Consider the following 26,556-nt stretch of genomic DNA (forward strand, 5'->3'; position numbering starts at 1 on the left):
GTTGTATAATAATGTTCAGTTGAAATAATGAAGCAACCTAGAAAGTTGGGAAAAACATGTGGAACAAAAAAACGGGTATGACGATCTTAAAAATGCTTTTTCCGATCGTCATTATCCTTGTCTTGATTTTTGTCGCGAAGCAGGAGCTGAGCGGACTTTCCATTAAAAAGACGTTTTATATTATTGACAGCTTGAACCGAATGGACTTGTTTATTCTTGTCTTTCTTGGACTTGTCGCGGTTTTATCGATGTCCTTATACGATTTTATTTTACGAAAAAGCCTTGATATGCCCATCAGCGGCTGGAAAACGATACGCATTTCATGGATTGCGAACTCCTTTAACAGTGTTCTTGGATTTGGCGGTCTATCAGGAGCAGGGCTTAGAACGCTTCTCTATAAGGAGTACATAACAGATACGAAAAAATTGCTGAAAGGCATTGCCCTTTTGACTTCCTCTGTCCTTTTGGGCTTATCTATTTTCAGTGATTTGATCTTGGTCAGGGTGCTTCCTGTTGAAAGTATTATCAGCCAGGAGCCGTGGCTATGGGCATTTGTCATTATCTTTGCCTGTATTGTACCGATTTATATCGTCATGGCATCCATTCGAAAAAGCTCGATCGAGAGCGGTGAAAATGGACTAAAGCATCCAATTTACGCTTATATCGGTGCATCGTTTTTAGAATGGCTGGCAGCTGGACTTGTCATGTACATGGCTGTCGTCTCTATGGGGATGAATGTCGATGTCCGAATAGTCTTAGGTGTATTTGCGATTGCGTCAATCGGCGGTTTAATCAGTATGGTTCCGGGCGGATTTGGTTCGTTTGACCTTATCTTTTTACTGAGCATGCAATACATTGGTTTTGATAAAGAGATGGTGCTGACGGCGCTCGTCTTGTACCGCTTCGTGTACTCGATTTTCCCGTTTATCTTAGGGCTTTGTCTAGCTGCTTACGATTTAACGGGAACGACGCTTAGACGTCTTGAAGGCAATCCGAAAATGGCACCTGCCATTGAAACGACGAACGTTTTAATTGTTTTGCACCGTGCTTTATTAATCCGTTTATTGTACGGATCTTTATCGATTTTAACCTTTGGAAGCGGCTTGCTTATCATGGCATCTGTTGTGCTTCCAGTCGATCGATTAGGTGTGATTACCAGCATTCCACGCTTTCTGTTATCAGGATTTAATGGTCTTTCTTTAATGTTCGGAATCATTCTGATGATTTTGTCCATTGAAGTGTATAAAAGAACGAAAAGATCATACGTGCTGACAATGATCTCTTTAGCAGGCGGTTTTGTGTTTACTTTGTTAAAGGGGTTTAACCTCAGTTTGATTTTTATTTTGCCAGTCATCATGGCTGTGTTTTTCTCTCTTCGAAATCAATTTGTAAAGCAGCAGGCACCTTATTCCTTGTATCAGTTTGTGGCGGCTGCCGCTGGTTATTTATTCGTGCTCTTTAACTATAATGTTATTGGCAACTTTATTTGGACAAAAATTGGGCATTTCTTGAGTAAGGATTACTTGGTGCATAATGAACGGCATATCACGATGACAAGCATGATCGCTCTCATCGGTGTCCCGCTTTTCTTCTTCATTAGTAAACTGATCTTTAATAAGAAAGCATTTCCGATTGGAGAAAAAGCAGATGAGGAAAAACTAAAAACGTTTTTAGAAGAAAAGGGCGGAAATGCCCTCAGTCATCTTGGCTTTTTAGGCGACAAAAAACTATTTTTCTCAAGTGATGGAGAAGCAATGCTTCAGTTTGGGCGAATTGGCCGCTGCGTCATTGTGCTCGGAGATCCATCTGGACGTGAGGCGTCTTATCCGCTTGTACTTGAAGAGTTTTTACAGGAGACAGAAAAAGCCGGCTACCGCGTCGCTTTTTATCAAGTAGAACGAGAAGGGATGGCTCTTTATCATGACTTAGGCTTTCACTTCTTTAAGCTTGGGGAAGAAGCCATGGTCGATTTAGAAACGTTTACTCTGTCAGGTAAGAAAAAATCAAATTTACGAGCTGTGGCGAATAAATTTGAACGAGAAGGCTACACCTTTGAAATGCTGGAACCTCCCTTTTCAAATGAGTTGATCTCAACCTTAAAGCAGATTTCTGACAGCTGGCTCGGAAAGAAAAAAGAAAAAGGATTTTCGCTCGGTTATTTTCAAGAAGACTATCTTCAAAAAGCACCGATTGCGATTCTAAAGGATGAGCAAGGGCAGATCATTTCCTTTGTATCATTGATGCCGATGTATCAAGAAGGGGAGATTTCCATCGATTTAATGCGTCATATGCATGATGCACCGAATGGGATGATGGATGCGCTGTTTATCCACCTATTTCAATGGGCGAAAGAAAGAGGCTACAAATCGTTTAACATGGGAATGGCACCTTTATCGAATGTGGGGACGTTCCATCAGTCCTTTCTTACGGAGCGTTTGGCGAGTGTTATTTTCAACAATGTCAGATACATGTACAGCTTCAGCGGTTTACGGTCATTTAAACAGAAATATAAGCCTGAATGGCGCGGGAAATATTTAGCGTATAAAAAGAATACGTCACTGCCTGTCACAATGGTACTTGTCACCAAGCTGATCGGGATGGACCCAAATCGAAAGCGCCGTCCATAAACCAAAAGACCTTTACCTTTCACTAGGTGAAGGTTTTTTTAGACAAAAGAATAGCAAAAGTGGTAAAGTTGAAGGGTAAGGGGGATGTTCATATGACATTAAATGAATGGTTTACAAAGGGATTAGCTGAACGTACATATGTACACAACATGGAGAAAAACCGGGAAAATCTGCTCACGGTGTACAACCAGTATGCAATTCATCAAAAAGAAAAAGAGCTGCTCCAAAAGCTGCAAAAGAAAAAGCTCAGAGCACTTGTCATCACAGCGGATTGGTGCGGAGATGCGATGGTCAATGTTCCAATTTTCATGCGTATTGCAAATGAAGCACTCATTGATGCGCGCTATTTCATTCGAGATGAGCATCTAGACCTGATGGATCAGTATTTAACGAACGGGACCGCAAGATCGATTCCGATTATCGTCATCATTGATCAGGAGGGGAATGAAGTGGGCAAATGGGGACCTCGCTCAGCAGAGGCGCAGCGCTTTGTCGACGAGAAAAAACCGGACAAAGATGCACCTGATTATGAAGAAGCTTTTCAAGTATTTGCGAAAGAAGCCGCACATCACTATACGACAGACCGCTACTTATGGAAAGATATTGAGAAAGAAATAGTAGAAGTTTTGGCAAAAATATAAACCAAAAGACTACTTCGCCGCAATGGGAAGTAGTCTTTTTTTATCTTGTTTTTGCGTTTTACCTACAAAACCACCGCATAAAGATGTAGAAAACCGCAGAATTCTATCAAATACCGCAGAAAACCGCAAAGCACCACGATTTTCCCAACCACTTTTAGTTGAAAAACCTCATATTATGCTATGAAATCAATGATTTTGCCCTTATCCAAAGGCTCATATAACGCACAACGGTTGGCTTTTTCCCAATACAAGAGGCCCAGCAACTATAGTAATCTAGTTGTAATCTCCTTTGAACGAACTAAAAAAATGATGGAAAAGGACAGGCGATCAATTTATGAAAAAAATTATTTATCTCGATCAAGAAAAAAAGAAGCTCGCTGAATCGAAAAAAAGAGAACAGCGTTCCATTAAATCACTGAGGCTGCTTGTGTTTTATGACGGACAAAGCCCTGCATGTGCAAAAACGATTGATGTGTTAAGATCACTCGATTGGAAAAATCGGATTCACTTTGAATCCTTTAGACACTCGCAGCTGCTCAGGCTGAATAAAATCAGTGAAGAGAAGGCGGAAAAACGAATTGTGTCTATTTCCCTAGCCAAAAATCAAAAGAATTCAGGGATTTATACTTGGCTGCGTATGGCCTGCCATATCCCTGCTTTATGGGGAACGGTCCCATTCATCGTGCTCAGCATCTGGCTTGGCTTTGGACAGCATGCGTACGATTTCTTTGCAAAAAGACGGTATATTCATTCTGTCAAACGGGTGAACCATCATGACACAGATCAACAAGAGACCATTTAATAAATAGAAAAAGCATGACCTTCGATCGGCAGAAGGTCATGCTTTTTTGTAATAGGGAAGATATACTGTTAAATGATCGAGCAATTTCTTTGTATAGGACTTATAGGCCTGCTCATCAAGCTCAGCACCTGCATAGGTAAGCAAGGTCCTAAGAGCAAACAAATATTCACTGTGCAGCTCATTGTGTTCAAAGTAAGGAAGGGCTGCTTCGACCAAATAGGTTTTCAAATCAAGAGGGTTTTCCTCAATCATCAATTTATAGATTTTGATCATATATAAACAGTTTGGCTGAATACGAGGCTGTTTTAACAGCTCGTGTATGTAGGGAAGTGCTTTTTTGCGGTCATATTCAGCATATAGTGTCGCAATTTCATATAGCGTTTCACAGTAACGATCTTCTATCTGTTCTTGATTAAAGTAATTGAGTGAATCTAGTAAATAAGGCACAGCTGAAGAGAAATCACCTTCACGTTTTAAGAGCACCCCGTAATAAAAATAAGCGGACATTTTAATATAGGCATCAGGATGAAGGGACGTGTGCAAAATCACTTCCTTTATATATTTCTTCGCAGTTTGATAGGCTTTTAGTTCAAGTGAGATCACGCCGTGAATGAGTGTACAGTGAATAATCCGCTTGAAATTGTTCTTTTGTCTATATAAATCCATCGCTTGATGTGTCGCTTCAAGCGCATCACCCAGCTGTCCCATGTTTCCAAGGGCTTTTGCATAGTGATAATACAAATCACTTTGTTCGACTGAAGCGTAGGAAAAGCAGCTTTCAAGCTTTTTGAGCCCATCTTCAAGCTGACCAATTTTAATTTGATGAATGCCGTCAAGATATTCAAAAATTTCTTTTTCCGTTTCAATAAAGGTTTTTTCGAATTTTTTGAGCACGCGGTGTGTTTTTAAGGCAAGCGGCTGTTTGTCCGTTAATAAATAAAATTGAAATAAAGACAAATGATACTGAATGCCTAAATCGAGCGAAAAGAACTGCTCCTCGTGCTGAATGATCATTTCTGCATTTTGTTCAGCCTGATCGAGCGCATAGAAGTACATATTCATTTGAAACTCATCCAAGAGTGACAGCAGATGACGCGCCTTTTGTGACAGCTTTTCTTGGCTGATGCCAAGCCGTTCAAGCAGCAAATTGATCGTATCTTGATTGGCCTCCTTTGAGCCATTTTCAATTTTACTTAAATGAGAGACAGAACAAATTCCTTCTGCCAATTCAGATTGGGTCATATTTTGTTTATAACGGTAGAGTTTAATGATTTGTCCAATATTGATTTTCATTCCATCCAGAAGTCTCCCTTCCAATCATGGTTGAAAGCCTTTTGACAAAAAAACCAGATCAGACAAAATGGGAATACTTGAAAATCATTTCATCATCTTGGCTTTTTTCTCAAAATTTGTTTAAAACGTAATATGATTGTAACATTACTTGAAAAAGTCAAACAACTATTTAGACGGGGAGGAGTGATACTTGATTTGCAACTGCACGCGATGATGTTTATAATGTGAATGAGAATCAATTTCAATTAAGTTGATTGAAAGGATGACATATATGCCAGAAACGAAACAACAAACAGACGCGTTAACGGTTCGAGACGCTGTCAGATATAGACGATCGATTCGAAAATTCAAAGACATACCGGTGACGATTGAGCAGCTTCAGCCGCTATTAGAGGATGCAGTCTATGCACCGAACCATAAAATCACGGAGCCGTGGCGCTTTTTATATGCGGTGACGGATGAAGCGAAAGCGACTTTTGTAGAGCGCTTTATTGCTTTCTTTCAGCGCAACAACCCAGATGCAAAAGAAGAAAAAATCAATCAATACAGAGAATACTTTTCTAAGGTTCCAGCGCTTTTACTTGTCGTGCTAAAAGAAGACGAGAACCCTGTCGTGAGAAATGATGATTTTGCCGCTGTCAGCGCACTTATTCAAAATCTTCAGCTGCTTGCGTGGGATCAAGGGATCGGTATGGTATGGAAGAGCGGACGTATTTTATACGACAAAGGCTTTCAACAAGACATGGGATTAAAGGAAAACGAACGGTTTGCTGCGATCCTTCATATAGGTTATCCAGAAGAGGTGCCAGAGGAAAAATCACGCCAGAAAGCATCAAGTCTTCTTACTGAAATCAAATAAAAGAAAAGCAGACCGCTGAATAAGGTCTGCTTTTTTACTTATTGTTTTTTGGCGCGCTGATCGGCCGCTTTCATACGTGCCATTGCTTTTACGTCATTCGGATCTGCAAGTTCTTTGGAAAATTCAACATATTCGCCATCCGTCTCTTGTGCTGCGAGCTCGTGGTTGGATTTTTTGTGTTGGTCTTTTTTCAAAGCCTTTCCCTCCTTTACAAGATCACTTTAGTTATGTGCTTGTTGGAGGGGAATATCCGTCTTATTTGTTTCTTTTTTCTGCTGCTCTTTCCGCTTTTTTGAATTCCTGCTGATACAGGACTTCCTGGGTTTTCTTCAGCTTCGAAGTTGGCTGGTGTTCTTTTTTCTTCATCAAAATCGCCCCCTCATATCATTTCTAATAGGATGGGTGTTTTTGACAACATTTATTCCTTAGAATGCAAAATCGCTTCTTTTAGTTCAGGGTGCAAAAAGTCATAAGAAGAGAGCAGTGCTTTTTTTGGCAGAGCACGCTGACCTTCTAAAACAAGTAATGACATTTCACCAAGGGCTGTTTTGATCACAAAAGATGGTACCTTCAGCCAATGGGGGCGGTGAAGGGCAGAAGCAATGGTTTGTCCAAGCTGTTTCATTTGAACTGGATTCGGTGATGTCACATTGAGCGGGCCTGAGAGGTCGTCATTATGAATCGCATAAGCAATGAGATGTGCCACATCCTCAACATGAACCCATGAAACCCATTGCGAGCCAGAGCCGATTGTCCCGCCGGCAAACAGCTTGTAAGGAAGTGTCATCAGCGGCAGTGTACCTTTTTCGCCTAACACGACGCCAAAGCGGGTGTAGACTGTACGAATGCCGAGTGCTTCAATTTTTTGCGCCTCAGCTTCCCAAAGTTTTGATGTATGACTTAAGAAATCAGTATCTGCAGGAGGTGACTCCTCCGTAAAATCTCCTGTTTGAGAAGTGCCATAAATCCCGACAGCACTTGCTTGAATCAGCACAGATGGCTTTGATTCCTGCGCTTCTATAATGCGTCTTACCTCTTGTGTTGATTTGAGACGGCTGGAGAGGATGCCTTCTTTTGCCTTGTCTGTCCAGCGTGTAAAAATGGATTTTCCAGCAAGGTTAATCCATACATCGATGGCAGGCAATTCATGCTCAGGCGCAGCACCTTCAGTCAGCCACTGCACATAATGTAAATGATTTTGTTCGGATTCCTTTGGATTTCTTGTTAAAATATATAGATGATGTCCCTCAGCAGCGAGCACTTTTGTGACATGCTGGCCGATAAAACCGGTTCCTCCGGTAATGGCGATATTCAATTGACATCTCTCCTCTCATATACATACCTATATCTTTCACGATTTTGAATCAGAAGAAACATCCTGACTGTTTTGGAAAAGGAGTGATCACAGGATGCCCTATATTACAAAAATTTCTGCTCAGAAAAACAATACCGAGCGGGTCAACATCTTTCTTGATGAAAAATACGCCTTTAGCGTTGATTTAGATGTGCTCGTCCAGCATGATTTGAAAAAAGGAAAAGAGCTGGACGAAGCAGATATCATTGAGATTCAATTCGGTGATTCAGTGAAAAAAGGATTTCAGCAGGCCGTTGATTATTTATCCTACCGCATGAGATCAGTGAAAGAAGTCACCGATTATTTAACGAAAAAAGAAATCCCTGCACCTGCTATTAGTGAAATTATACACAAATTGAAGCATTATAAGTATGTAAATGATCTTGAATTTGCAGAAGCCTATGTCAGCACCCACCGGAAAACGAACAGCAAAGGACCGTCCGTCCTAAAAAAAGAATTGAAGCTCAAGGGGATAGATGATGACACGATTGAACAGGCGTTATCGCAATACCCTGATGACCTACAGCTCGAGGAAGCTGTAAAGCAGGTTCTCAAGCTTGTCAAAAAAGAAAAAAATCGTTCTGCAAAAGAGATCGAGCAGCGCATCAAGCTGCAGCTGCAACGAAAAGGATTTTCGTTTGAGATCATTGATAAAGCCCTTCAAGAAGCCTATGATGGACAAGAAGAGGAAAAGGAAGAAGAAGCCCTCCTTTATATGCTGGAGAAGGCAAAACGCAAGGTAGGGTATGACGGATCATTTGAAAAGAAGATGAAAGTAAAGCAATTTTTGTTCAGAAAAGGCTTTGATCTTGATACAATTGATCACGTTTTAGACAAAGGGGAATGACAGATGGGAAAACGCTATAGTGAGATGACAGAATACGAATTGAAGCAGGAGATTGCCGCCCTTTCTGAAAAAGCACGAAAGGCTGAACAGCTTGGCATTGTGAATGAATACGCAGTTTTAGAACGGAAAATCGATATGGCAAAAGCCTATTTATTAAATCCAGCTTCGATTCAAACGAAAACAACTTATCAAATTAAAGACACAGAAGAAGAGTTTTATGTAGAATATTTAAATGGCGTTTTTGCGTGGGGATACAGAGTATCGGCTCCAAATAAGGAAGATGCCCTGCCGATTTCAATGCTGACGCAAAAGGACTGATCCAAAGAGATCAGTCCTTTTCTTTACTTAGAACGCTGTTTACGGACGTTGTTCTGAAGTACGATGTCGTGCTGCGTTTGCTGCGTTTCTCCGTTGACCTGAGAGGCAGAATGCTTTGCATTTGCCCATGGTTGAGGGTAAGCGGTTGTCCTTAATTGAACAAAGTCTGCCATATACGATTTCCCATTTGAACTCATATCTCAAGCACTCCCTTTGGAAAAATTAGCGTTTCCCTGATGCCCTCATACGTTCCTGTGGACGTGTATTCGTTTCACCATTCGGCCGTTTAGACGCATAAGCATCTGTAGCGCCTGGTTCGCCTTCAAACTTGTGATTTACCTGATTTGGAAAGCCTTTTGCTTTATTACGCATATCGATTCCCTCCAAACAATACAAATCATTTGCGTCTTTTGAAGACGTAAGGGTAGTATATGAAAAAAGAAGTTTTTTTAAAAAGGCACATTCTGCTAGATGAAGGAGGAACAGGCATGGAACAATACTTTGAGCGATTAACAGAACAACTTATGGAAAAAAACAATATGCTGACATATGACGAAGCACGTACATGGGTAGAGCTGCTTTGGAGTGATTTTGAAACGACTTATGCAAAGGCTGGCCGCAAGTATAAAGGACAGGAAACAACAGAACGAATTGTCCAAGAGTGGATCGAGAGCTACGGTGCGCAGCTGCATTTATTTCAAAATAAACAATCAAAGGCAAATGAGCATCTGCAACAAAACAATCGAGGGCTGCTTCACTAAAAGGTTGCCCTTTTACTTCCATTCATCTTTTTCAATAATAAGGAAAATATACAAATGACCAAATAACTTTATGAAACAATACCCAGTCTGTGATCGAAATTACAGGCTTTTTACAATGATTAAACTTAAAATTACATTAAATTCATCCTGCTGAAAATCACTGGAAATAAAACTCTGATATAATGAAACGATTGAAGAGACATGTAATTTATGGATAATAAAAAAGGGTTTCGTTTTCTGACAAAAAAGGAATAATGAACATATCAGACTATGTGAAAAAAGTGAAGAGAAGGTGCGATATGGAACGGGAACTGCTCTCTGTTATAATTCCTTCTTACAATGAAGGTGAAAACATCAGACGAATCTTTGAGGCACTCGAGGAAGAGTTTCGCGATTTTCATTATGACTTTGAAATCATCTTTGTAAATGATGGAAGCAAAGACAACACGCTTCAATACATGAGAGAGCTCTCTCGCAAAAGTGCAAAGGTTAAATATATTTCCTTTTCGCGTAACTTTGGAAAGGAAGCCGCTATTTTGGCAGGTCTTGAACATGCAAAAGGAGCAGCTGCGATTATTATGGACGCCGATCTGCAGCACCCGACGTATTTAATTCAGGACTTTGTCAGAGGGTATGAAGAAGGCTATCATCAAGTCATTGCCAAACGGAATCGTAAAGGTGACAGCAAGCTGCGCTCTTACCTGTCATCCATGTACTATAAGGTGATGAACAAGGTAGTAGAAGTGGACTTGCGTGATGGCGTCGGGGATTTCCGTTTAATTTCACGCCAAGCCATCGATGCACTTCTCCAGCTGAAAGAGGGAAATCGTTTTTCGAAAGGGCTTTTTTGCTGGATTGGGTTTGAAGAAAAGGTCATCTATTATGAAAATGTAGAAAGACAGCATGGTGATACAAAATGGTCACTGAAGAAATTATTTAACTATGGCATAGATGGCGTCATTTCCTTTAACAACCGCCCGCTGCGAATTTGTTTTTATACTGGCATACTGATCTTATTTCTCTCATTGATTTACATCGTGGCCACCTTTATTCAAATCGTCAGAACGGGCATTATGGTGCCGGGTTATTTTACTTTGATATCGGCTGTGCTGTTCCTCGGAGGTGTCCAGCTTTTGAGTCTAGGCGTGATTGGAGAATATATTGGCCGTATTTATTATGAAACGAAAAAGAGGCCGCATTATTTAATCCAGGAATCAAATGTGATGGAACAAGAGACAAGCTCAAAGGAACAAGACCGAGTGTTAACACAGTTATTTAAATAACGTGGAGTCAAATAACCGGCAAGCACGAATCGCTTGCTGGGTTGTTTTGTTTCAAAGAATAGTGGATCTTTTGTGGAAAGGATTTAGATGATGAAACGTAGATGGATACTGATAGGAATGTGCCTCATTCTCGCTTTATTAGGACACTCCTTTTTCTTATATGAATATACGCAAGGGCGGTACATGACAGGAGATGGAGACGGGATCTCGCAAATGCTCCCTTTTAAAAAGCTGCTTTACGATGAATACGTCAAAGGGAACTTCTTTTATTCCTATCAATTCGGTCTAGGCGGCGGTACATATACGCAATTAGGTTATTATTTCACAACGTCGACTGTCTTTATGGTCACGGTCGCTGTCGTCTGGCTGATGAATGCGCTCCAGCTTATCCAGTCAACGGACATTCATTTCTGGGCAAATGCCGTCATTTGGCTGAGTGTGATCAAGCTGACGCTTATTCTTTTCATCGCTTACCGTGTGCTTCTTTCAATGGTTCAGCATAGGCTGAGCGCATTAACAGGAGCCGCAATTTACGGACTGTCTATTGTGTATTTTCGGCATCAAACGTTTTGGGAGTTTTTCACCGACAGCATGATGTGGCTCCCGCTTCTTGTGCTTGGGGTTGAGCGGATTTTTAAAACAGGTAAGCCGGCTTGGTTTATTGTGAGTTGCAGCCTGATGCTCATCAACAATTTTTACTTTGCTTATATTCATTTTATCTTTTTAGCGATCTATCTTGTCTTCAGATATATCATCAAGCTTCGAAGTGAGGAGAACGGGTGGAAGGTGTTCTGGACGCTGGCGGTCTCTACGCTGTTATCCTTTGGTATCAGTGCTGCCTTTTTTGTCCCGTCTGTCTATGGATTTCTTCATAATATAAGACCGCCATATGATCAATCTATACCTTGGTTTGATCTGCATGATCATCTGCTGTTTACAAGCAGGGTGTATTTATTACCTGTGATTTTTCTCATTTGTATGTTCCTCGTTCCGCTTTACCGGAACAGGTGGTTTTTCATGTTTACATCGATCAGCGTTCTGCTCATTGTTTTTCACTACAGTCCAAAGATGGCGAGCGTGTTTAATGGTTTTTCAGCACCGCAGTACAGGTTTGAATACATTCTTGCCTTTACAGTTGGAGCGGTCGTAGCCATCACCATCAAGCATTTCTCGCAAATTGAGTGGAAGTGGAAAAAGCGTGCGGTCTTAGGTGCTTGGATCGTGTTTCTTCTCGCAGTCATCTTATCAGAACGAGCAAAGGGAAATATGGATGTTGTTGTATTTACAGGCATAGGACTGCTTGTGATCAGCTTGTTTTTCCTTGTGATTCATGCGGAAAAACGCCAGCACCTTCGTCTCTTTTCAGCTGTGCTCATCGTTGTCAGCTTACTGACAGCAGGCGTGTACCAGCAGGGCTACTTATCTGAAAGAAGCAATATTAAGAGCGTGTCAGATACGTATCTGAATAGTGAGGCGTATGCTGGACATGAGCAAATGAAGCTCATTCAGCAGATTCAAAGCCGCTCTTCAAAAGATCCGCTTGCCCGGATTGACTGGATGAATGGCGTGCGCAACAACACCCCGTTATTTGAAGGCTTTCAAGGCATGAGTGCGTATTCAAGTATATTGAATCAGCATTTGCTCAATTTCTACTGGAATGACCTGCAAATCGATATGGGACGAGAAAGTGTCAGCCGTTATGCAACAATGGGGGACAGGGCGAATTTATACAGTCTGACCTACGGAAAGTATTATATGAGAGACAATACGATGCCTTACTCACCGCCAGCTTATTTTAAGCCAATATTGGAAAGCGAGCATTATAAAGTGTATGAAAATACACGGCCGCTGCCATTTGCAAGAACAACAAGCGCCGTTTATTCAGAAGAATCCTTAAAGAATGCCTCAGCACTTGATAGAGAGCATGCGATGCTGCAAGGTGTGATTTTAGACAAAAAAGGAAACGCTGAAATTGAGCACGCGCCAGATCGAGTCAAGGATACAAAGATTCATACGGAACAAGCCGTATACGAACACGGCGTGCTTGATGTATACGGAGAAACAGGCGGTCTGAATATCACGCTGCCAGATGATATGGCCCGCGCTGGAGATGTGTATGTGAGCTTTTATGTGAAGCGGACAGACCGGAACGAAGGATTTCAGTTATCCGTTGACAACTACGTCACCTCACGAAAAAGCAATACATCCATCTACAAAACAGGCGTCAATGAAGTGACGATTCGAGTCCCTGCGGAAAAAATTCTTTCCATTCGAGTACCAAAAGGGACGTATGAACTCGATCAACTGAAGCTGTATCAAGAGCCTTACCGCATCCTAGAAAAGGCATATGAAAAAGAAAAACAGGATGATGGCAGCCAGCAAGTAAAGCTCGAAAACAACCGCTTTACGATTTCATATGATAACAAACGCGGCGATGATTATATGGTTCTGCCAGTACCATATGAAAAAGGCTGGGAGCTCACAGTAAACGGACAGCAGACCGATATTGAACAAGCCAATTACGCCTTTATCGGTTTTCCAATAGAAAAAGGTAAAAACGAGATTGTGCTAACCTACTATCCGCCTTATATCAGAATTCTCGCGTTGATTTCACTCGTCAGTTTGATCGTTGCGATCCTATATGCACGAAGAAAACACAAGAAACACCACTTTTCATCATAAGTGGTGTTTTTTATCTTCCAAGGGCTGATCGATTATATGAAGCAAATCACTAAGCTTCTTTCTCAAACGAAAACGCATAATCAAACAAAAAATGAAACAACCAAAGACTGAGAGCAAAGAGAATTTCCTCAGAAGTAGACAGTAAAATGCCGCCTACCAATTCATCTGATAAATAGACAGCACCCCAAATAAACAAAAGATGAATTGAAATGGCATAGAGAACGATGGAGCGTTTTTTGGAACGGCACTTTCTAACAATCCTCATGAGCACATGCTCCACATGCTCAAAGGATATCCCAAGTAGCACATAGATGCCCATAAATAAAAGCATCGATAAAATCGATTGATAAAAAGCACCCGTTAAATGAAAGAACAGTACACAAAACAACAAAAATATGTAACAGACAGCCGACGCCGCCATGAGCCATTTCAGCCCTTGCCATAAAGCATGAACAGATTGCTGCATAGTTGAACAAACACTCCTTTACATGAAGATACCTGCAAAAAGGACAGCCTTTTTGCAGGAAGTTATATGTTAATCCTCTTTTTTAGGCGCAGCGATCACAGGATGTTTTTCAGTATCAAGCAGTTTTAAGAAATCTTCACCTTGATCTAAATGATCAAGAACAAGCTGTTTCGGTGTGACCGCAAGCCACTGATTCAGTGAGATATCTGCATAATGATCGCTCTTAAAGATTTCTAAGAAATAAAGCGGTTCGTCGCCTGTATTTTCTACATAATGCCCCATCGCAAATGGGACATATCCAACGTCTCCCGCCTGATAGTTGAAAGTTCTTGCATGTCCATCAGAAGCAAATACCGTCATTCGTGCTTTTCCAGAAATGAAATATTGCCATTCATCCGTATTTGGATGCCAGTGCAGCTCACGAATGGCACCTGGATCAACTTTCACAAGAGCGGATGCAATCGTTTTAGATGCTTTGAAATTGGTAGAGTCCGCAATCCACACTTGTCCGCCGCTTGATGTAATCGGCTCCTGTTTTAACAGCTCATATTTAAAGGAATTCGGGACTTCTCCTTGCTCTGTTTTCACCTTGTCACATTCAAGGGAACCAGGAATTCCTTTTTGGAAAATATACTTTTCTTTCTCTGGCAGCTTGTCAAATTGCTCCTTTGTCATACCGAAGTTCTTGAGCACGACTTCCTCTGGCGTGTGGGCAAGCCAATCGGTTACTTGGAACGTACTATTTTCTGAGAATGACCCATCATCAAACACAAGCAAGAATTCAGCTCCCGGTTCAAGTGCTTGGATAGAGTGCGGCAGGCCAGAAGGGAAGTACCACAAATCACCCTCAGTCACATCCTCTGTAAAATTGCGCCCCTCTGCATCAACCGATGTAATCCGGGCTTCCCCATAAATCATGTACGCCCATTCCGCTTCCTTATGCCAGTGCAGCTCACGAATCGCACCAGGCTTTAGCCGCATATTGACAGATGCAAGACTTTTAGAGATCGGCAGTTCGCGGACTGTTACCTCGCGGGCGTAGCCACCTTTTTCTAAACGATTGTGTGTATCAGAAAAAGAATATTTCAGATTGGAGACCGTTCCATGATCGGTTTCTGGCGGCGTGAGCATATCTGGATTTTGTCTGTCCCGCTCGAGATTACGTGGAATTTTGACCGTTGCTCCTTTTTCTCCTCGAATCGGCTGTGGTATTCCATTTGGCTTTTCACTCATGATAAAATCCCCTTTCAACATCGTATTGTGTGAGGTGACTAAAAGACCTTTCATTTCGCCCTCGTTTTCATAAGGTGAAACGAATCAAGCAGATGTCAATCTGATTCATCATTTTTTTGAGCAGCGACTAATCGTTGGATGAGCTTGCTTAATTCATCAAACTTTCGTTCAAAGCGTGTCAGCAAGTAAACCGTCAAAATGGCAGGGAAGCCAGCCTGACCGAGCTGCTTCAACCATTCCTCTGAAAAAAAGGTCTCCATTTGTCTCACCCCCCAGCGGATACTCGTCTTCTATATAAGTGGTATGAAAGAAGAAAAAGGAAAGCAGAGGGGGATAAAATGAACCATTAGACCCGTTTCACGAAGTTTACTTTTTTTAACTTTTGTCCACTTAATGCTAGTAGAGGGAACAAAGGGGAGGATGCACATGGATTATCGGCTGTTATTGAAAGCAAAATGGAAGGAAATCATTGATCACCCGCTCATTCAGCAGTTTTTAAGCAACCCGAAAAACGAGCAGCTGCTCCGGCAAGTTATGGCAGAGCCAAACGAGGAAAATGCCAAAAAACTAGATTCCGAGTTCAAACAGTTCTATCAGAAAATCCGCATCATCAAGTATATCTCCACAATGATACGCATCTTTTCAGTCGACTTTGACAAACGAGTAAAAAAGAAACAGCAGCGTTTTCCACTCATACTCGATCATCCTGATACGCAAGAAGTGAAAGACCCTGTTCAAACAGATACGTATGAAGCCGTGCTCTTCAACCAGCAAGACTTAGGGGAGCATCTGCAAGACCAAACACTGTACAAGGCCTACCAGCAGCTCACAGACAAACAAAAAATGGTCTTAACCCAAATCTATGTCGAAGGCCAAACGATGAAAGAAATAGCCGATCAGTTAGGAGAAACAAGACAAAACATCTCAAACATTCACAAAAAAGCGCTCAACAAACTAAAAGAAGAAACAGGGGGAGATGTCCGTGCACGAAGACAAAATGACCAATGGAGAAATGGAAGAACTCATTGAAACCTTCACACCCATGATCAAAAAGAAACTACAAAACACGGCATATCAAGAAAGAGAAGACCTCGAACAAGAACTCTATATCAAACTCATCGAAAAAGTAGACCGGCTGATTTACCAAGAAGGACCTGGATTTTGGGAGTTTATTGTGGAATATATGACGAAGTTGTAAGAGTAAAACACAAAAAAAGACTCGCTCACACAGAGCCGAGTCTTAATTTTTTTTGTAGTTTTTCTTCACTGAAAATCCAGCCGGTATAGGAATTTTTGATTTGGTGGTCCATGTCGATATGGCAGATTGCGACAAAAGGATAATGACCTTTGCTTCGGTAGCGCAAATCAATGAACCGCACTTCATAATGATCCTTGTATTTATCTACTTCCCACCGATAGACAGGGGAGAAGGAGAGAAAGGCTGAAATGTTTTCATCTTGTTTGGCAATTTTCATAATTTCAGTATCAGGGACAGGCACACGGTTAAAGGTGTCTAAAATGACGACTTCTCCATTCATGCTGCGCCCAACATGGAAAGAGGATTTACATTTCACGGCAATGCGCCATTGCCTGAACTTCATTGTAGGCGAAATAATAATCTCTTCAATTTCATCGAATCGTGCACGCAGCTGACGTTTAATCTGAAGCTGCATGATCACCCTGACGATATAGTAACAGAATATCACCGCATACAGTGTAATGAACGTATAACCGGGATGTCCGCCAATCGCCCAAACGATAATGGCGACAAGGTGTGTAAAAAAGATAAACGGATCAAACGTATTAATGATCCCAAGAGCGACCCATTTCTTCGAAAATGGACGAATGGCCTGCGTGCCGTATGCGTTGAAAATATCGACAAACACATGAAGCACAACAGCTAATAGTGTCCATAACCAAAGGTGAAGTAAATTCGCCCCCGGCACAAATGGGAATATTACGGCCGGAATCAGCAATGACCAAAACAGTACAGCCGGAATGGAATGTGTAAATCCTCGGTGATTTCTTATATAAACCGCATTATTTTTTAGTTTTAGCACAGTATCAATGTCTGGTGCTTGGGAGCCGGCGATGGTCGCGATCATCACGGCGTGTGCCATGTGTGGATCTGCGCTGACGGCTGGATCTAAAAGTGCAAGTCCCCCAAGAGAAATGCCCATTACTACATGAGTACCAGTGTCCAATTGATTACCTCCTAGTTGTCATGCTTAGGAACAATCATACAAAGTATACGTCTCCAATCAAGACTATGTGCAAAATCACTTTTGCTTTATCCCGATTTAATGTAACATGTTAACGTATCTACAAACAGTATACAACAAATAAGGTTCTATTCAGAACGTTAGCCCTCGGTCCAATAAGAAGGAGTATAGATATGAAAGATATTCAAGAAAAGCTGGACCGCAAAGATATTGCGGGCTTTCAGCATGATTTAATTGATTGGTATGAAAAAGAACAACGAACATTGCCATGGCGTGAAAATCAAGATCCATACCGTGTCTGGGTATCAGAAGTGATGCTTCAGCAAACGAGAGTAGATACGGTCATTCCGTATTTCAACCGGTTTATGGAGCAGTTTCCGACGGTGAAGGATCTCGCTTTAGCTGATGAAGAAAAGGTCATGAAAGCATGGGAAGGTCTTGGCTACTACTCAAGAGTGCGTAATTTACAGGCAGCTGTGAAAGAAGTATATGAATCCTACGGCGGTGTTGTCCCTAATACGAAAGAGCAATTTTCAAAGCTCAAAGGTGTAGGCCCGTATACGAGCGGCGCAGTGCTGAGTATCGCCTATAACAAGCCGTATCCTGCGGTAGACGGCAACGTGATGAGGGTCATTTCTCGTATTTTGTCCATATGGGATGATATTGCAAAACCAAAAACGAGAAATGTTTTCGAATTTGCGGTCGATCAGCTCATTTCCCGGGAAAAGCCGTCAGAATTTAATCAAGGGCTGATGGAGCTTGGTGCGCTCATTTGCACTCCAACTTCCCCTGCCTGCCTCATTTGCCCTGTAAACATGCATTGCTCGGCATTCGAGGAAGGCGTTCAGCATGAGCTCCCAGTGAAAAGCAAAAAGAAAAAGCCGACTGCGAAATCAATGGCAGCAGCGGTGTTATTTGATGACGCAGGCAACCTATATATTCATAAGCGGCCAAGTACAGGCCTCCTTGCGAATTTATGGGAATTCCCTAACATGGAAACAACAAAGGGAAGAAAAACGGAAAAAGAGCAGCTCATTGATTTCTTAAAAGAGGAGGCGGGTGTACAAGCGGAGCTTGGTGATCTAGAAGGCACCATCCAGCATGTATTTACCCACCTCATCTGGAATATTTCTGTTTTCTTTGGACGAGTTACCTCTGTATCTGATGACACGAAGCTGAAAAAAGTCACAACAGAAGAATTTGAGGCATATGCTTTGCCAGTCTCACACCAAAAAATTTGGAAGCTGGCACTTGAGCAGCCTAGTCGTATTTAACCGTTGTCCCGTGGGTATAATCAGCTTCATTTCTGTGCAATCCCCCGCGGTCTTCGATTTCAGAAATGATTTCTCGATACTTAGATTGCCCTTCTTCATTCAAATAAGGTAAAATTTGTTGGAAAGCATGATGAAAGTAAGCAAGCTCAGTATCTTTCCATTGATCCTTGGACATCATGCCAAGCTGGCTTAAATCGCGTCCGACATACATGAATGTAACCTCCTAATAGGAACTTTCCTATTAGTGTGAAGCGAATGAACGAAAACTATTCAAATCAGGAGATGAACCATAATGAGTCAACGTAAATGTGCATTAATTACAGGAAGCAGCAGAGGGGTAGGGAAAGAAGTTGCCCTTCGCCTCGCTGAAAAAGGATATGACATTGTCATTAACTATGCGAGAAGCAAAAAAGCCGCACTTGAAACAGCGGAAGAAATTGAAGCGATGGGCGTTAAAACATTGGTTGTCAAAGCCAATGTAGGCCAGCCTGAGAAAATCAAAGACATGTTTCAACAAATTGATGAAACTTTTGGCCGTTTAGATGTATTTGTGAACAACGCGGCATCAGGTGTTCAGCGTCCAATTATGGACCTTGAAGAAAATCATTGGGACTGGACGATGAATATCAATGCGAAAGCTTTGTTATTTTGCGGACAAGAAGCGGCGAAACTAATGGAGAAAAACGGCGGCGGACATATCGTCAGCATTAGCTCTCTTGGCTCTATTCGCTACCTTGAAAATTACACAGTAGTCGGCGTATCAAAAGCAGCACTAGAAGCTTTGACACGTTACCTTTCTGTAGAGCTGTCACAAAAAAATATCGTCGTCAACGCAGTATCAGGCGGCGCGATCGATACCGATGCACTCAAGCACTTCCCGAACCGTGAAGAGCTTTTAGAAGATGCGAAGAAAAATACACCTGCCGGCCGAATGGTGGAAATTAAAGACATGGTCGACAGCGTGGAATTCCTTGTATCAGGCAAAGCAGACATGATTAGAGGCCAGACGATTATTGTGGATGGCGGACGTTCTTTGCTTGTTTAAAAAAAATCATGAATAGGATGTACACCTTCTGCACAAATTAATGTGCGTGGAGGTGATAATGATGGATCAACAACAAAACAAAACAAACGCGCAACAAGTGAAGAAACAAAACCAAGCTTCTGCACAAGGCGGTCAATTTGGTACTGAATTTGCTAGTGAGACTGACGCACAGCAAGTAAAAAAATACAACCAAAAAGCTGAGCAAAACAAACAACAAAACAGCTAATCACTGAAACAAAGGAAAGCACTTCATATACGAATGAAGTGCTTTTCTTTTTGCCTCTCACCACCATCCGACAAAACCTGTAAAACCTCTACATAAACAGTCAAAGGATTTCTTCCTTCTTTCAAGAAATGGTATACAGACAAAAAGTGGATTCGATGAAAAGGGAGGAGTTAGATGTCTGATTTCGATCAGCTTGTAAAAGAACAAATGCAGCTCATGGATCAGCTGCTCGATGTGCAGGGAGAACTCGATCTATGCTTAGAAACAGAAAAACAATTGCTGCAGGATGAAAAAAAAGAAGAGTGGCATAAGCTTTGTGATCAGATCAAACAGAAACGTGAGGAACTGCAAAAAGTGCAAACCTTATTTACAAAACAGACAGAAGAGGTCATCAATTCATATAAACAGATGGAAAAGAGTTCTAGCGTGATGTAAGTCAGTGTGCCGTTCAATTGGGTTGAATGGCTTTTTCATTTCATTTTTTAATGATGTAACGGTATAATATAATAGAGACATGTTTAGTTGGGAAATTAGGTCTTTGGACTGTTAGGTTTGTTTGTTATAGAAAGTAGGGGAGAAAATATGGGCTATCCCAAGGAAGGAGAAACCATCCAAATTCAAAGCTATAAACATAATGGCTTGATCCACAGGATTTGGAATGAAACCACCATTCTGAAAGCAACGGAATTGTGTATCATTGGTGCAAACGACCGTACAATGGTGACTGAATCCGACGGCCGTACTTGGATGACGAGAGAACCGGCTATTTGCTATTTCCATGCAAAACAATGGTTTAATGTAATTGGGATGCTTAGAGATGATGGGGTATATTATTACTGTAACATCAGCTCTCCTTTTGCGACAGATGATGAGGCAATTAAGTATATTGATTACGATTTAGACGTCAAAGTCTTTCCAGACATGACGTACAATATTTTGGATGAGGACGAATATGCAGATCATAAGAGGCAGATGAATTATCCAAAAGAAATCGATAGTATCTTAAGAGAGCATCTGAATACATTACTGCATTGGATTCACCAGCGGAAAGGTCCGTTTGCTCCTGAATTTGTGGATATGTGGTATGAACGTTTTTTACATTATACAAAATAAGCAAGAGCATCAAAAAACCTGTTTGGCTTTTTAGGCTAACAGGTTTTTGACTGCGTACGGATAAGAGGCACTGATAGATTGGGAAGGAGATTTACATGGGGGTCATTAAACGCTACATGGCTTTTGTAACACCGTATAAAAAACAGATTGCATTGACAATGGTGATCGGAATGATTAAGTTCTCGATTCCCTTAACCTTGCCTCTGCTTTTAAAGTACGTCATTGATGATGTCATTCAAGGCTCGGGGTCAGCTGAAGAAAAGACATCAACTCTACTGATCATAATGGGAATCATGCTCGTATTATTTTTAGTGTTGAGACCGCCTGTTGAATACTATAGACAATACTACGCACAGTGGACAGGCAGTAAGGTATTATTTGATATTCGGGAGAAGCTGTTCTCGCATATTCAAAAGCTAAGTCTTCGTTATTATGCCAACACGAGAACAGGAGAAATTATTTCAAGAGTGATCAACGATGTGGAGCAGACAAAGGAATTTGTCATCACAGGGCTCATGAACATTTGGCTGGATATGATGACTGTACTGATCGTGATCGCTATTATGTGTACACTGGATCTGAAGCTCACCATCGTGTCTGTCATTATTTTTCCGCTATACGCGTTTGCAGTAAAGTATTTTTACGGACGGCTTCGTAAGCTGACAAAAGAGCGGTCACAGGCGCTGGCTGAAGTGCAAGGGCATTTGCACGAGCGTGTTCAAGGAATGCCGGTCATTCGCAGCTTTGCGATTGAAGAATATGAACAAGAGAATTTTCATGATGAAAACAAAAATTTCTTAAACAAAGCAATCAATCATACGAATTGGAATGCCAAAACATTTGCTGTCGTAAATACCATCACTGACATTGCGCCGCTGTTAATCATTGCATTTGCTGGCTACACCGTAATTAACGGGTCGCTTTCGATTGGGACCATGATCGCCTTTGTCGGCTATATTGACCGGATGTACAATCCGATTCGACGTCTCATTAACTCATCCACGACGTTAACCCAGTCCGTTGCATCAATGGATCGGATCTTTGAGTTTATTGATGAGCCATATGAGGTCACAGACCGGCCAAATGCAAAAGAAGCCAATCATTTAAAAGGAGAGGTAGAGTTTAAAAATGTGTCGTTTCGTTATGAACACACGCAGGAAGAGATTCTGCACAATATCTCCTTGAAAGTAGAAAAAGGACAAACAGTTGCCCTTGTAGGAATGAGCGGTGGAGGGAAGTCGACACTCGTCAGCTTAATTCCAAGGTTTTATGATGTCACAAACGGGTCACTTGAAATTGACGGCATTGATATAAAAGAGTACAAAGCAAGAAGTCTTCGAAATCAAGTCGGAATGGTGCTGCAGGATACATTCCTATTCAGTGACACGATTAAAGAAAATATTGCGGTTGGTGACCCAGAAGCATCTTTTGAAAAAATCGTGTCGGCTGCAAAAGCGGCAAACGCCCATGATTTTATTATGTCTCTTCCTGAAGGATATGACACGAAAGTAGGAGAACGGGGCGTGAAGCTGTCAGGCGGACAAAAACAGCGGATTTCCATTGCAAGGGTATTTCTTAAAAATCCACCGCTGTTGATTTTAGACGAAGCGACGTCTGCACTTGATTTAGAAAGTGAGCATTACATTCAAGAAGCGATGCAAAAGCTGGCAAAGGATCGCACAACTTTTATTGTCGCACACCGATTATCAACCATTACACACGCTGACCAAATTGTGGTCATGGAACAAGGCGAAATTGTGGAAAAGGGAACACACGAAGAATTAATGAACCAAGACAGCCACTATCGTCATTTATTTACCATTCAAACATTAAATTAGTAGAAGCCTATCCGATTCTAGCGGATAGGCTTTTTTATGCTTGTCAAAAACATGACATATTTCCCAGCTTGTCTCAATACAATTTTAAAAAGTATGACGGGGTGGTGAATATGTGAAAGAACAAGACGTGCTGCTAGATGTCAAACAGCTGTCCATTGCGTTTCAGCAGAAAAAGCAAAAAGTGCCCATCGTCCATCACATATCGTTCTCGATTCAAAAAGGGGAAACGTTAGGGATTGTGGGCGAATCTGGCTGCGGGAAAAGTATCACAAGCATGTCATTAATGGGATTGAATCAGCAAACCGAAACAACGGGTGAGGTTCATTTCGAAGGGCAAAATCTGCTGTCACTTTCAGAGAAACAGTGGCGAGAGATAAGAGGAAATGACATTTCGATGATTTTCCAAGAGCCCATGACCTCTCTGAACCCATTAATGACCATCGGCAAACAAATGACGGAAGCCCTTTTCACACATCAAGCAATCGGTCAAAAAGAAGCAAAAGCGAAGGCAGTTGATCTTCTTGAAACAGTTGGGTTGAAGCAAGCGGAATCGTTACTTAAAAAATATCCACACGAATTATCAGGCGGTATGCGCCAGCGAGTCATGATTGCGATGGCAATGCTTTGTCACCCAAAGCTCATGATCGCTGATGAACCAACAACTGCACTTGATGTAACCATCCAAGCGCAAATCCTTCGTCTGCTCAAAAAACTGAACGAAGAAATGGATACTGCTATTTTATTTATTACCCATGATCTAGGCGTGGTGCGGCAAATATGCCAGCGAGTCATGATTATGTATGCCGGTCGAATTGTAGAAGAAGGAACCGTTGACCGTATTTTTCAAAAACCTCTGCATCCCTACACGAAAGGTCTTTTCGCCTCAGTCCCATCGTTTAAAGAGAAAAAAGAAAAACTCATCTCTATTGCAGGTCATGTGCCTAAGCCAGGGGCCATCCGGTCCGGCTGTCAATTTGCACCACGCTGCCCATATCAAATGGCGCAATGTCTTGAAAAAGATCCAGCCTTACAATCCATTGAACAGAATCATCGCGTGGCATGTTTTCTAATGGAAGGAGGAGAAGACACTGAGTCACCCACTCTTGCAAGTGAATCAGCTGACAAAACGGTATGACACAGCCGCTTTTTTTTCTAAACATAAACAATCGACTTTGGCTTTAAATCAAGTGTCCTTTCACGTGAAGGAAGGAGAAACGCTTGGCATTGTTGGTGAATCAGGCTGCGGTAAATCAACACTTGGCAAAAGCCTAATGAGATTGACTGAACCGACGTCAGGCTCTATTCAATTAAAAGGGCAGGAGATCACCCTTCTAAAAGAACGAGACATGCGTTCCTTAAGAAAAGATATTCAAATGATCTTTCAAGATCCATATGCTTCTTTAAATCCAAGAATGAAAATCAAAGATATTTTAGAGGAACCACTGATTGTCCATCAGCATGGGACGAAAGCAGAAAGACGGAAACGGGTAAAAGAGATGCTGCACATTGTTGGATTTGATCCTTCCTACGGGGAACGTTATGCGCATCAATTCAGCGGCGGACAAAGGCAGCGTATCGGTATCGCAAGAGCACTTATTACGCACCCAAGTCTTGTCATAGCCGATGAACCAGTTTCGGCTTTAGATGTATCCGTTCAAGCGCAAATTTTGAATTTGATGCTTGAATTACAAAAGACGCTTTCTCTGACGTATTTGTTTATTTCTCATGACCTTGGGGTTGTCAGGTATATGAGCGATCGGATCGCCGTCATGTATGCTGGGCGCATTGTCGAGATGGGGCCTGCCGAGGATGTGTTTCACAGCCCGCTTCATCCCTATACATCGCTGCTTCTGAAATCCATTCCACATATGGATCACGTACTAGAGGCGCAAGATGTGGCAGCAGAAGAGACCACAATGACGGAACGCGGTGGCTGTCCTTTCTACAAAAGGTGTCCAAAAAGATGGGAGAAATGCCTGAAAGCAGTTCCTGCTTTGTATGAGGAGGCACCGGGGCACGCGGCCGCGTGTTATTTATATCAAAAGGAGGAACACAATGAAGAAGACATGGTTATTCAGTAGTTTCATTTTTGTGCTGGCACTGGCGCTCTTTTTAGGGGGATGCTCGTCTTCACCGACATCAGAAGAAAAGGCAACAAAAGATACCCTCGTATTTGGCAGAGGGGGAGATTCCACTTCACTAGATCCAATCACAACAACAGAAGGCGAAACCTTTAAGGTCACAGAGAATATATTTGAAAAGCTTTTGAATTACGGTGAGAAAGACACGACCATCCATCCTGGCCTCGCAACAGAATGGGATGTTGCAAAGGACGGAAAATCATACACGTTCTACTTAAGAGAAGGTGTGAAATTTCACGATGGCACAGACTTTAACGCAGAAGCAGTGAAATTCAATTTTGAACGCTGGATGAATGGAGACGCAGAAAAGTTTCCTTACTATGGTATGTTTGGCGGCTATAAAAAAGATAAAGGGCATGTCATTAAAGACATCATCGTCAAAGGCGAGCATGAAATTGAATTTCAGCTAAAGCGCCCGCAGGCGACATTCCTCAAAAACATTGCCATGTCACCATTTGGCATCGCCAGTCCAGCCGCAGTTGAAAAAAGCGGCGATTCATTTAGAGAAAATCCAGTGGGGACAGGGCCATTCAAGTTTAAAGAGTGGAAGCAAAACGACCGTATCGTGTTAGAAAAAAACGAGGATTATTGGCAGAAGGATAAACCAAAGCTGAATCAAATCATCTTCCGCTCCATTCCAGAAAACTCTGCTCGTTTAAATGCCCTTAAAACAGGCGAGATCGACTTAATGGATGGCGTGAATCCGTCAGATTTAGATGGCATTAAAACTGACAAAGCACTCCAGCTCATTGAAAGACCATCGATGAACGTAGGCTATATCGGACTGACCGTCACAAGAAAGCCGCTTGATAACAAGCTGGTTCGTCAGGCACTCAATTATGCGGTCGATAAAGAATCGATTATTGAGTCATTTTATGGCGGACTTGCTGAGCCAGCAAAAAATCCATTGCCGCCAGCTTTAGAAGGCTACAATGACGACATTGAGCCATATCCGTATGATCCAGAAAAAGCGAAAGAACTATTAAAAGAAGCAGGCTTCCCTGATGGCTTTCGCATCAAGCTTTGGGCGATGCCTGTACCGCGTCCATACATGCCAGATGGAATGAAGGTAGCAGAAGTCATTCAGTCAAATTTTGAAAAAGTAGGCGTCAAAGCAGAAATTGTGACATATGACTGGGCGACCTATTTAGATAAAGCAAGTAAAGGGGAAGCAGATGTGTTCTTATTAGGCTGGACAGGGGACAATGGCGATCCTGATAATTTCATTTACACACTGCTGGACAAAGACAGCATTGGCGGTAACAACTATACATTCTTCGAAAACGATAAAATGCATGACATTCTTATTGAAGCGCAAACAGACACAGATCAAAAGAAACGAAATGAGCTGTATAAAAAAGCGCAGGAAATCATTCATGACGAAGCGCCTTGGATTCCATTGGTGCATTCGATCCCAATGCTTGCCGCTTCTAATGATTTAAAAGGCTATCAGCCGCATCCAACTGGTTCAGAAGCTTTAACTGACGTGTATTTCGAATAAGCAAATAAGGGAGATCATGTATCTCCCTTA

Annotated in this window: 30 protein-coding genes and 1 pseudogene; 20 read left to right on the forward strand and 11 right to left on the reverse strand. The window is 41.8% G+C overall.

Annotated elements, in window-relative coordinates; translation table 11 throughout:
* Positions 1-56: 56 nt before the first annotated feature.
* From mprF to MHI08_RS04075, 3 genes are all read left to right on the forward strand, one after another.
* Positions 57-2,627, forward strand: a complete 2,571-nt coding sequence (gene mprF, locus MHI08_RS04065; protein WP_025093478.1) for a bifunctional lysylphosphatidylglycerol flippase/synthetase MprF — start codon at positions 57-59, stop codon at positions 2,625-2,627.
* Between the two features lie 92 nt (positions 2,628-2,719).
* Positions 2,720-3,268 carry a thioredoxin family protein gene (locus MHI08_RS04070; protein ID WP_056767792.1) on the forward strand — a complete coding sequence of 183 codons (549 nt, stop codon included), beginning with the start codon at positions 2,720-2,722 and terminating at the stop codon, positions 3,266-3,268.
* 334 nt (positions 3,269-3,602) lie between these two features.
* Positions 3,603-4,070: a DUF393 domain-containing protein gene (locus MHI08_RS04075; RefSeq protein ID WP_024425226.1), complete on the forward strand. Its 468-nt coding sequence runs from the start codon at positions 3,603-3,605 to the stop codon at positions 4,068-4,070.
* Between the two features lie 36 nt (positions 4,071-4,106).
* Here MHI08_RS04075 and MHI08_RS04080 read toward each other — a convergent pair whose 3' ends face one another.
* The gene (locus MHI08_RS04080; RefSeq protein ID WP_024425225.1) at positions 4,107-5,363 is read right to left on the reverse strand and encodes a transcriptional regulator; all 1,257 of its coding nucleotides are present in this window, start codon (positions 5,361-5,363) and stop codon (positions 4,107-4,109) included.
* Positions 5,364-5,634: 271 nt separating this feature from the next.
* Here MHI08_RS04080 and MHI08_RS04085 point away from each other — a divergent pair, with 271 nt between their 5' ends.
* On the forward strand, positions 5,635-6,222 hold the full coding sequence (locus tag MHI08_RS04085) for a nitroreductase (protein WP_248351255.1): 588 nt from the start codon (positions 5,635-5,637) through the stop codon (positions 6,220-6,222).
* Positions 6,223-6,260: 38 nt separating this feature from the next.
* On the opposite strand, the gene MHI08_RS04090 is transcribed toward MHI08_RS04085, so the two are convergent.
* The 3 genes from MHI08_RS04090 to MHI08_RS04100 all read right to left on the reverse strand — a co-directional run bounded on the left by MHI08_RS04090 (position 6,261) and on the right by MHI08_RS04100 (position 7,537).
* Complete coding sequence (locus MHI08_RS04090; protein ID WP_024425223.1) at positions 6,261-6,416, reverse strand: YfhD family protein; 156 nt, start codon at positions 6,414-6,416, stop codon at positions 6,261-6,263.
* Between the two features lie 61 nt (positions 6,417-6,477).
* Positions 6,478-6,588, reverse strand: coding sequence for a YfhE family protein (locus MHI08_RS04095; protein ID WP_017358836.1), 111 nt, complete (start codon positions 6,586-6,588; stop codon positions 6,478-6,480).
* Between the two features lie 52 nt (positions 6,589-6,640).
* Positions 6,641-7,537, reverse strand: a complete 897-nt coding sequence (locus MHI08_RS04100) for a TIGR01777 family oxidoreductase (RefSeq protein ID WP_122632157.1) — start codon at positions 7,535-7,537, stop codon at positions 6,641-6,643.
* A gap of 94 nt (positions 7,538-7,631) precedes the next feature.
* On the opposite strand from MHI08_RS04100, the gene recX reads away from it, so the two are divergent.
* Together recX and MHI08_RS04110 are read left to right on the forward strand one after the other, a co-directional pair.
* Complete coding sequence (gene recX, locus MHI08_RS04105; RefSeq protein ID WP_024425808.1) at positions 7,632-8,423, forward strand: recombination regulator RecX; 792 nt, start codon at positions 7,632-7,634, stop codon at positions 8,421-8,423.
* 3 nt (positions 8,424-8,426) lie between these two features.
* Positions 8,427-8,741: a YfhH family protein gene (locus MHI08_RS04110; protein ID WP_342500029.1), complete on the forward strand. Its 315-nt coding sequence runs from the start codon at positions 8,427-8,429 to the stop codon at positions 8,739-8,741.
* Positions 8,742-8,764: 23 nt separating this feature from the next.
* Here MHI08_RS04110 and MHI08_RS04115 read toward each other — a convergent pair whose 3' ends face one another.
* Both MHI08_RS04115 and MHI08_RS04120 read right to left on the reverse strand, forming a co-directional pair.
* On the reverse strand, positions 8,765-8,938 hold the full coding sequence (locus tag MHI08_RS04115; protein ID WP_008360604.1) for a YpzG family protein: 174 nt from the start codon (positions 8,936-8,938) through the stop codon (positions 8,765-8,767).
* A 25-nt stretch (positions 8,939-8,963) separates the two neighbouring features.
* Positions 8,964-9,113 carry a small, acid-soluble spore protein K gene (locus MHI08_RS04120; RefSeq protein ID WP_003217849.1) on the reverse strand — a complete coding sequence of 50 codons (150 nt, stop codon included), beginning with the start codon at positions 9,111-9,113 and terminating at the stop codon, positions 8,964-8,966.
* 116 nt (positions 9,114-9,229) lie between these two features.
* Between MHI08_RS04120 and MHI08_RS04125 the strand changes: the two genes are divergently transcribed.
* The 3 genes from MHI08_RS04125 to MHI08_RS04135 all read left to right on the forward strand — a co-directional run bounded on the left by MHI08_RS04125 (position 9,230) and on the right by MHI08_RS04135 (position 13,467).
* Positions 9,230-9,502 carry a YfhJ family protein gene (locus MHI08_RS04125; protein ID WP_024425219.1) on the forward strand — a complete coding sequence of 91 codons (273 nt, stop codon included), beginning with the start codon at positions 9,230-9,232 and terminating at the stop codon, positions 9,500-9,502.
* Positions 9,503-9,801: 299 nt separating this feature from the next.
* Positions 9,802-10,785 carry a glycosyltransferase family 2 protein gene (locus MHI08_RS04130; protein WP_024425218.1) on the forward strand — a complete coding sequence of 328 codons (984 nt, stop codon included), beginning with the start codon at positions 9,802-9,804 and terminating at the stop codon, positions 10,783-10,785.
* A gap of 87 nt (positions 10,786-10,872) precedes the next feature.
* Positions 10,873-13,467 carry a YfhO family protein gene (locus MHI08_RS04135; RefSeq protein ID WP_342500030.1) on the forward strand — a complete coding sequence of 865 codons (2,595 nt, stop codon included), beginning with the start codon at positions 10,873-10,875 and terminating at the stop codon, positions 13,465-13,467.
* A gap of 49 nt (positions 13,468-13,516) precedes the next feature.
* Here MHI08_RS04135 and MHI08_RS04140 read toward each other — a convergent pair whose 3' ends face one another.
* The 3 genes from MHI08_RS04140 to MHI08_RS04150 form a co-directional block, all read right to left on the reverse strand.
* Entirely contained in the window at positions 13,517-13,933 is a 417-nt protein-coding gene (locus tag MHI08_RS04140) for a regulatory YrvL family protein (protein WP_339240975.1), read from the reverse strand.
* A gap of 69 nt (positions 13,934-14,002) precedes the next feature.
* Positions 14,003-15,166, reverse strand: a complete 1,164-nt coding sequence (locus MHI08_RS04145; RefSeq protein ID WP_061110592.1) for an oxalate decarboxylase family bicupin — start codon at positions 15,164-15,166, stop codon at positions 14,003-14,005.
* A gap of 95 nt (positions 15,167-15,261) precedes the next feature.
* Positions 15,262-15,426 (reverse strand): YvrJ family protein, encoded by a 165-nt coding sequence (locus MHI08_RS04150; RefSeq protein WP_073204399.1) that lies wholly within the window; start codon positions 15,424-15,426, stop codon positions 15,262-15,264.
* A 166-nt stretch (positions 15,427-15,592) separates the two neighbouring features.
* On the opposite strand from MHI08_RS04150, the gene MHI08_RS04155 reads away from it, so the two are divergent.
* Together MHI08_RS04155 and rsoA are read left to right on the forward strand one after the other, a co-directional pair.
* Positions 15,593-16,195 carry a sigma-70 family RNA polymerase sigma factor gene (locus MHI08_RS04155; RefSeq protein WP_339240978.1) on the forward strand — a complete coding sequence of 201 codons (603 nt, stop codon included), beginning with the start codon at positions 15,593-15,595 and terminating at the stop codon, positions 16,193-16,195.
* The gene (rsoA, locus tag MHI08_RS04160; protein WP_039177285.1) at positions 16,143-16,364 is read left to right on the forward strand and encodes a sigma-O factor regulator RsoA; all 222 of its coding nucleotides are present in this window, start codon (positions 16,143-16,145) and stop codon (positions 16,362-16,364) included. Before MHI08_RS04155 ends, rsoA begins: the two co-directional genes overlap by 53 nt.
* Before the next feature lie 25 nt (positions 16,365-16,389).
* Here the strand turns inward: rsoA and MHI08_RS04165 are convergent, their stop codons facing one another.
* Entirely contained in the window at positions 16,390-17,370 is a 981-nt protein-coding gene (locus MHI08_RS04165; protein WP_163115500.1) for a metal-dependent hydrolase, read from the reverse strand.
* Between the two features lie 191 nt (positions 17,371-17,561).
* On the opposite strand from MHI08_RS04165, the gene mutY reads away from it, so the two are divergent.
* Positions 17,562-18,662, forward strand: a complete 1,101-nt coding sequence (gene mutY, locus MHI08_RS04170; protein ID WP_125587601.1) for an A/G-specific adenine glycosylase — start codon at positions 17,562-17,564, stop codon at positions 18,660-18,662.
* Here the strand turns inward: mutY and MHI08_RS04175 are convergent.
* Complete coding sequence (locus tag MHI08_RS04175) at positions 18,649-18,873, reverse strand: hypothetical protein (protein ID WP_003217808.1); 225 nt, start codon at positions 18,871-18,873, stop codon at positions 18,649-18,651. The genes mutY and MHI08_RS04175 overlap by 14 nt on opposite strands.
* A gap of 81 nt (positions 18,874-18,954) precedes the next feature.
* Between MHI08_RS04175 and fabL the strand changes: the two genes are divergently transcribed.
* The 8 genes and pseudogenes from fabL to MHI08_RS04215 all read left to right on the forward strand — a co-directional run bounded on the left by fabL (position 18,955) and on the right by MHI08_RS04215 (position 26,526).
* The gene (gene fabL / locus MHI08_RS04180) at positions 18,955-19,707 is read left to right on the forward strand and encodes an enoyl-[acyl-carrier-protein] reductase FabL (protein ID WP_024425211.1); all 753 of its coding nucleotides are present in this window, start codon (positions 18,955-18,957) and stop codon (positions 19,705-19,707) included.
* Positions 19,708-19,783: 76 nt separating this feature from the next.
* Positions 19,784-19,933, forward strand: a pseudogene (locus tag MHI08_RS04185) (gamma-type small acid-soluble spore protein); the annotation flags it as partial.
* Positions 19,934-20,107: 174 nt separating this feature from the next.
* Positions 20,108-20,368, forward strand: a complete 261-nt coding sequence (locus tag MHI08_RS04190; protein ID WP_056766962.1) for a YgaB family protein — start codon at positions 20,108-20,110, stop codon at positions 20,366-20,368.
* Between the two features lie 147 nt (positions 20,369-20,515).
* Positions 20,516-21,046, forward strand: a complete 531-nt coding sequence (locus tag MHI08_RS04195) for a DUF402 domain-containing protein (protein ID WP_024425209.1) — start codon at positions 20,516-20,518, stop codon at positions 21,044-21,046.
* A gap of 95 nt (positions 21,047-21,141) precedes the next feature.
* Entirely contained in the window at positions 21,142-22,884 is a 1,743-nt protein-coding gene (locus tag MHI08_RS04200; RefSeq protein ID WP_025093468.1) for an ABC transporter ATP-binding protein, read from the forward strand.
* A 112-nt stretch (positions 22,885-22,996) separates the two neighbouring features.
* Positions 22,997-24,019 carry an ABC transporter ATP-binding protein gene (locus tag MHI08_RS04205; protein WP_056766964.1) on the forward strand — a complete coding sequence of 341 codons (1,023 nt, stop codon included), beginning with the start codon at positions 22,997-22,999 and terminating at the stop codon, positions 24,017-24,019.
* A complete protein-coding gene (locus tag MHI08_RS04210; RefSeq protein WP_080708071.1) occupies positions 23,988-24,965 on the forward strand; it encodes an ABC transporter ATP-binding protein in 978 nt (325 codons plus the stop codon). The genes MHI08_RS04205 and MHI08_RS04210 overlap by 32 nt, the downstream gene beginning before the upstream one ends.
* Positions 24,940-26,526 (forward strand): ABC transporter substrate-binding protein, encoded by a 1,587-nt coding sequence (locus tag MHI08_RS04215; RefSeq protein ID WP_025093465.1) that lies wholly within the window; start codon positions 24,940-24,942, stop codon positions 26,524-26,526. Before MHI08_RS04210 ends, MHI08_RS04215 begins: the two co-directional genes overlap by 26 nt.
* Positions 26,527-26,556 lie beyond the last annotated feature (30 nt).

Origin of the sequence: Bacillus sp. FSL M7-0791 (assembly GCF_038627085.1) — a bacterium.
Lineage (GTDB): Bacteria > Bacillota > Bacilli > Bacillales > Bacillaceae > Bacillus > Bacillus safensis.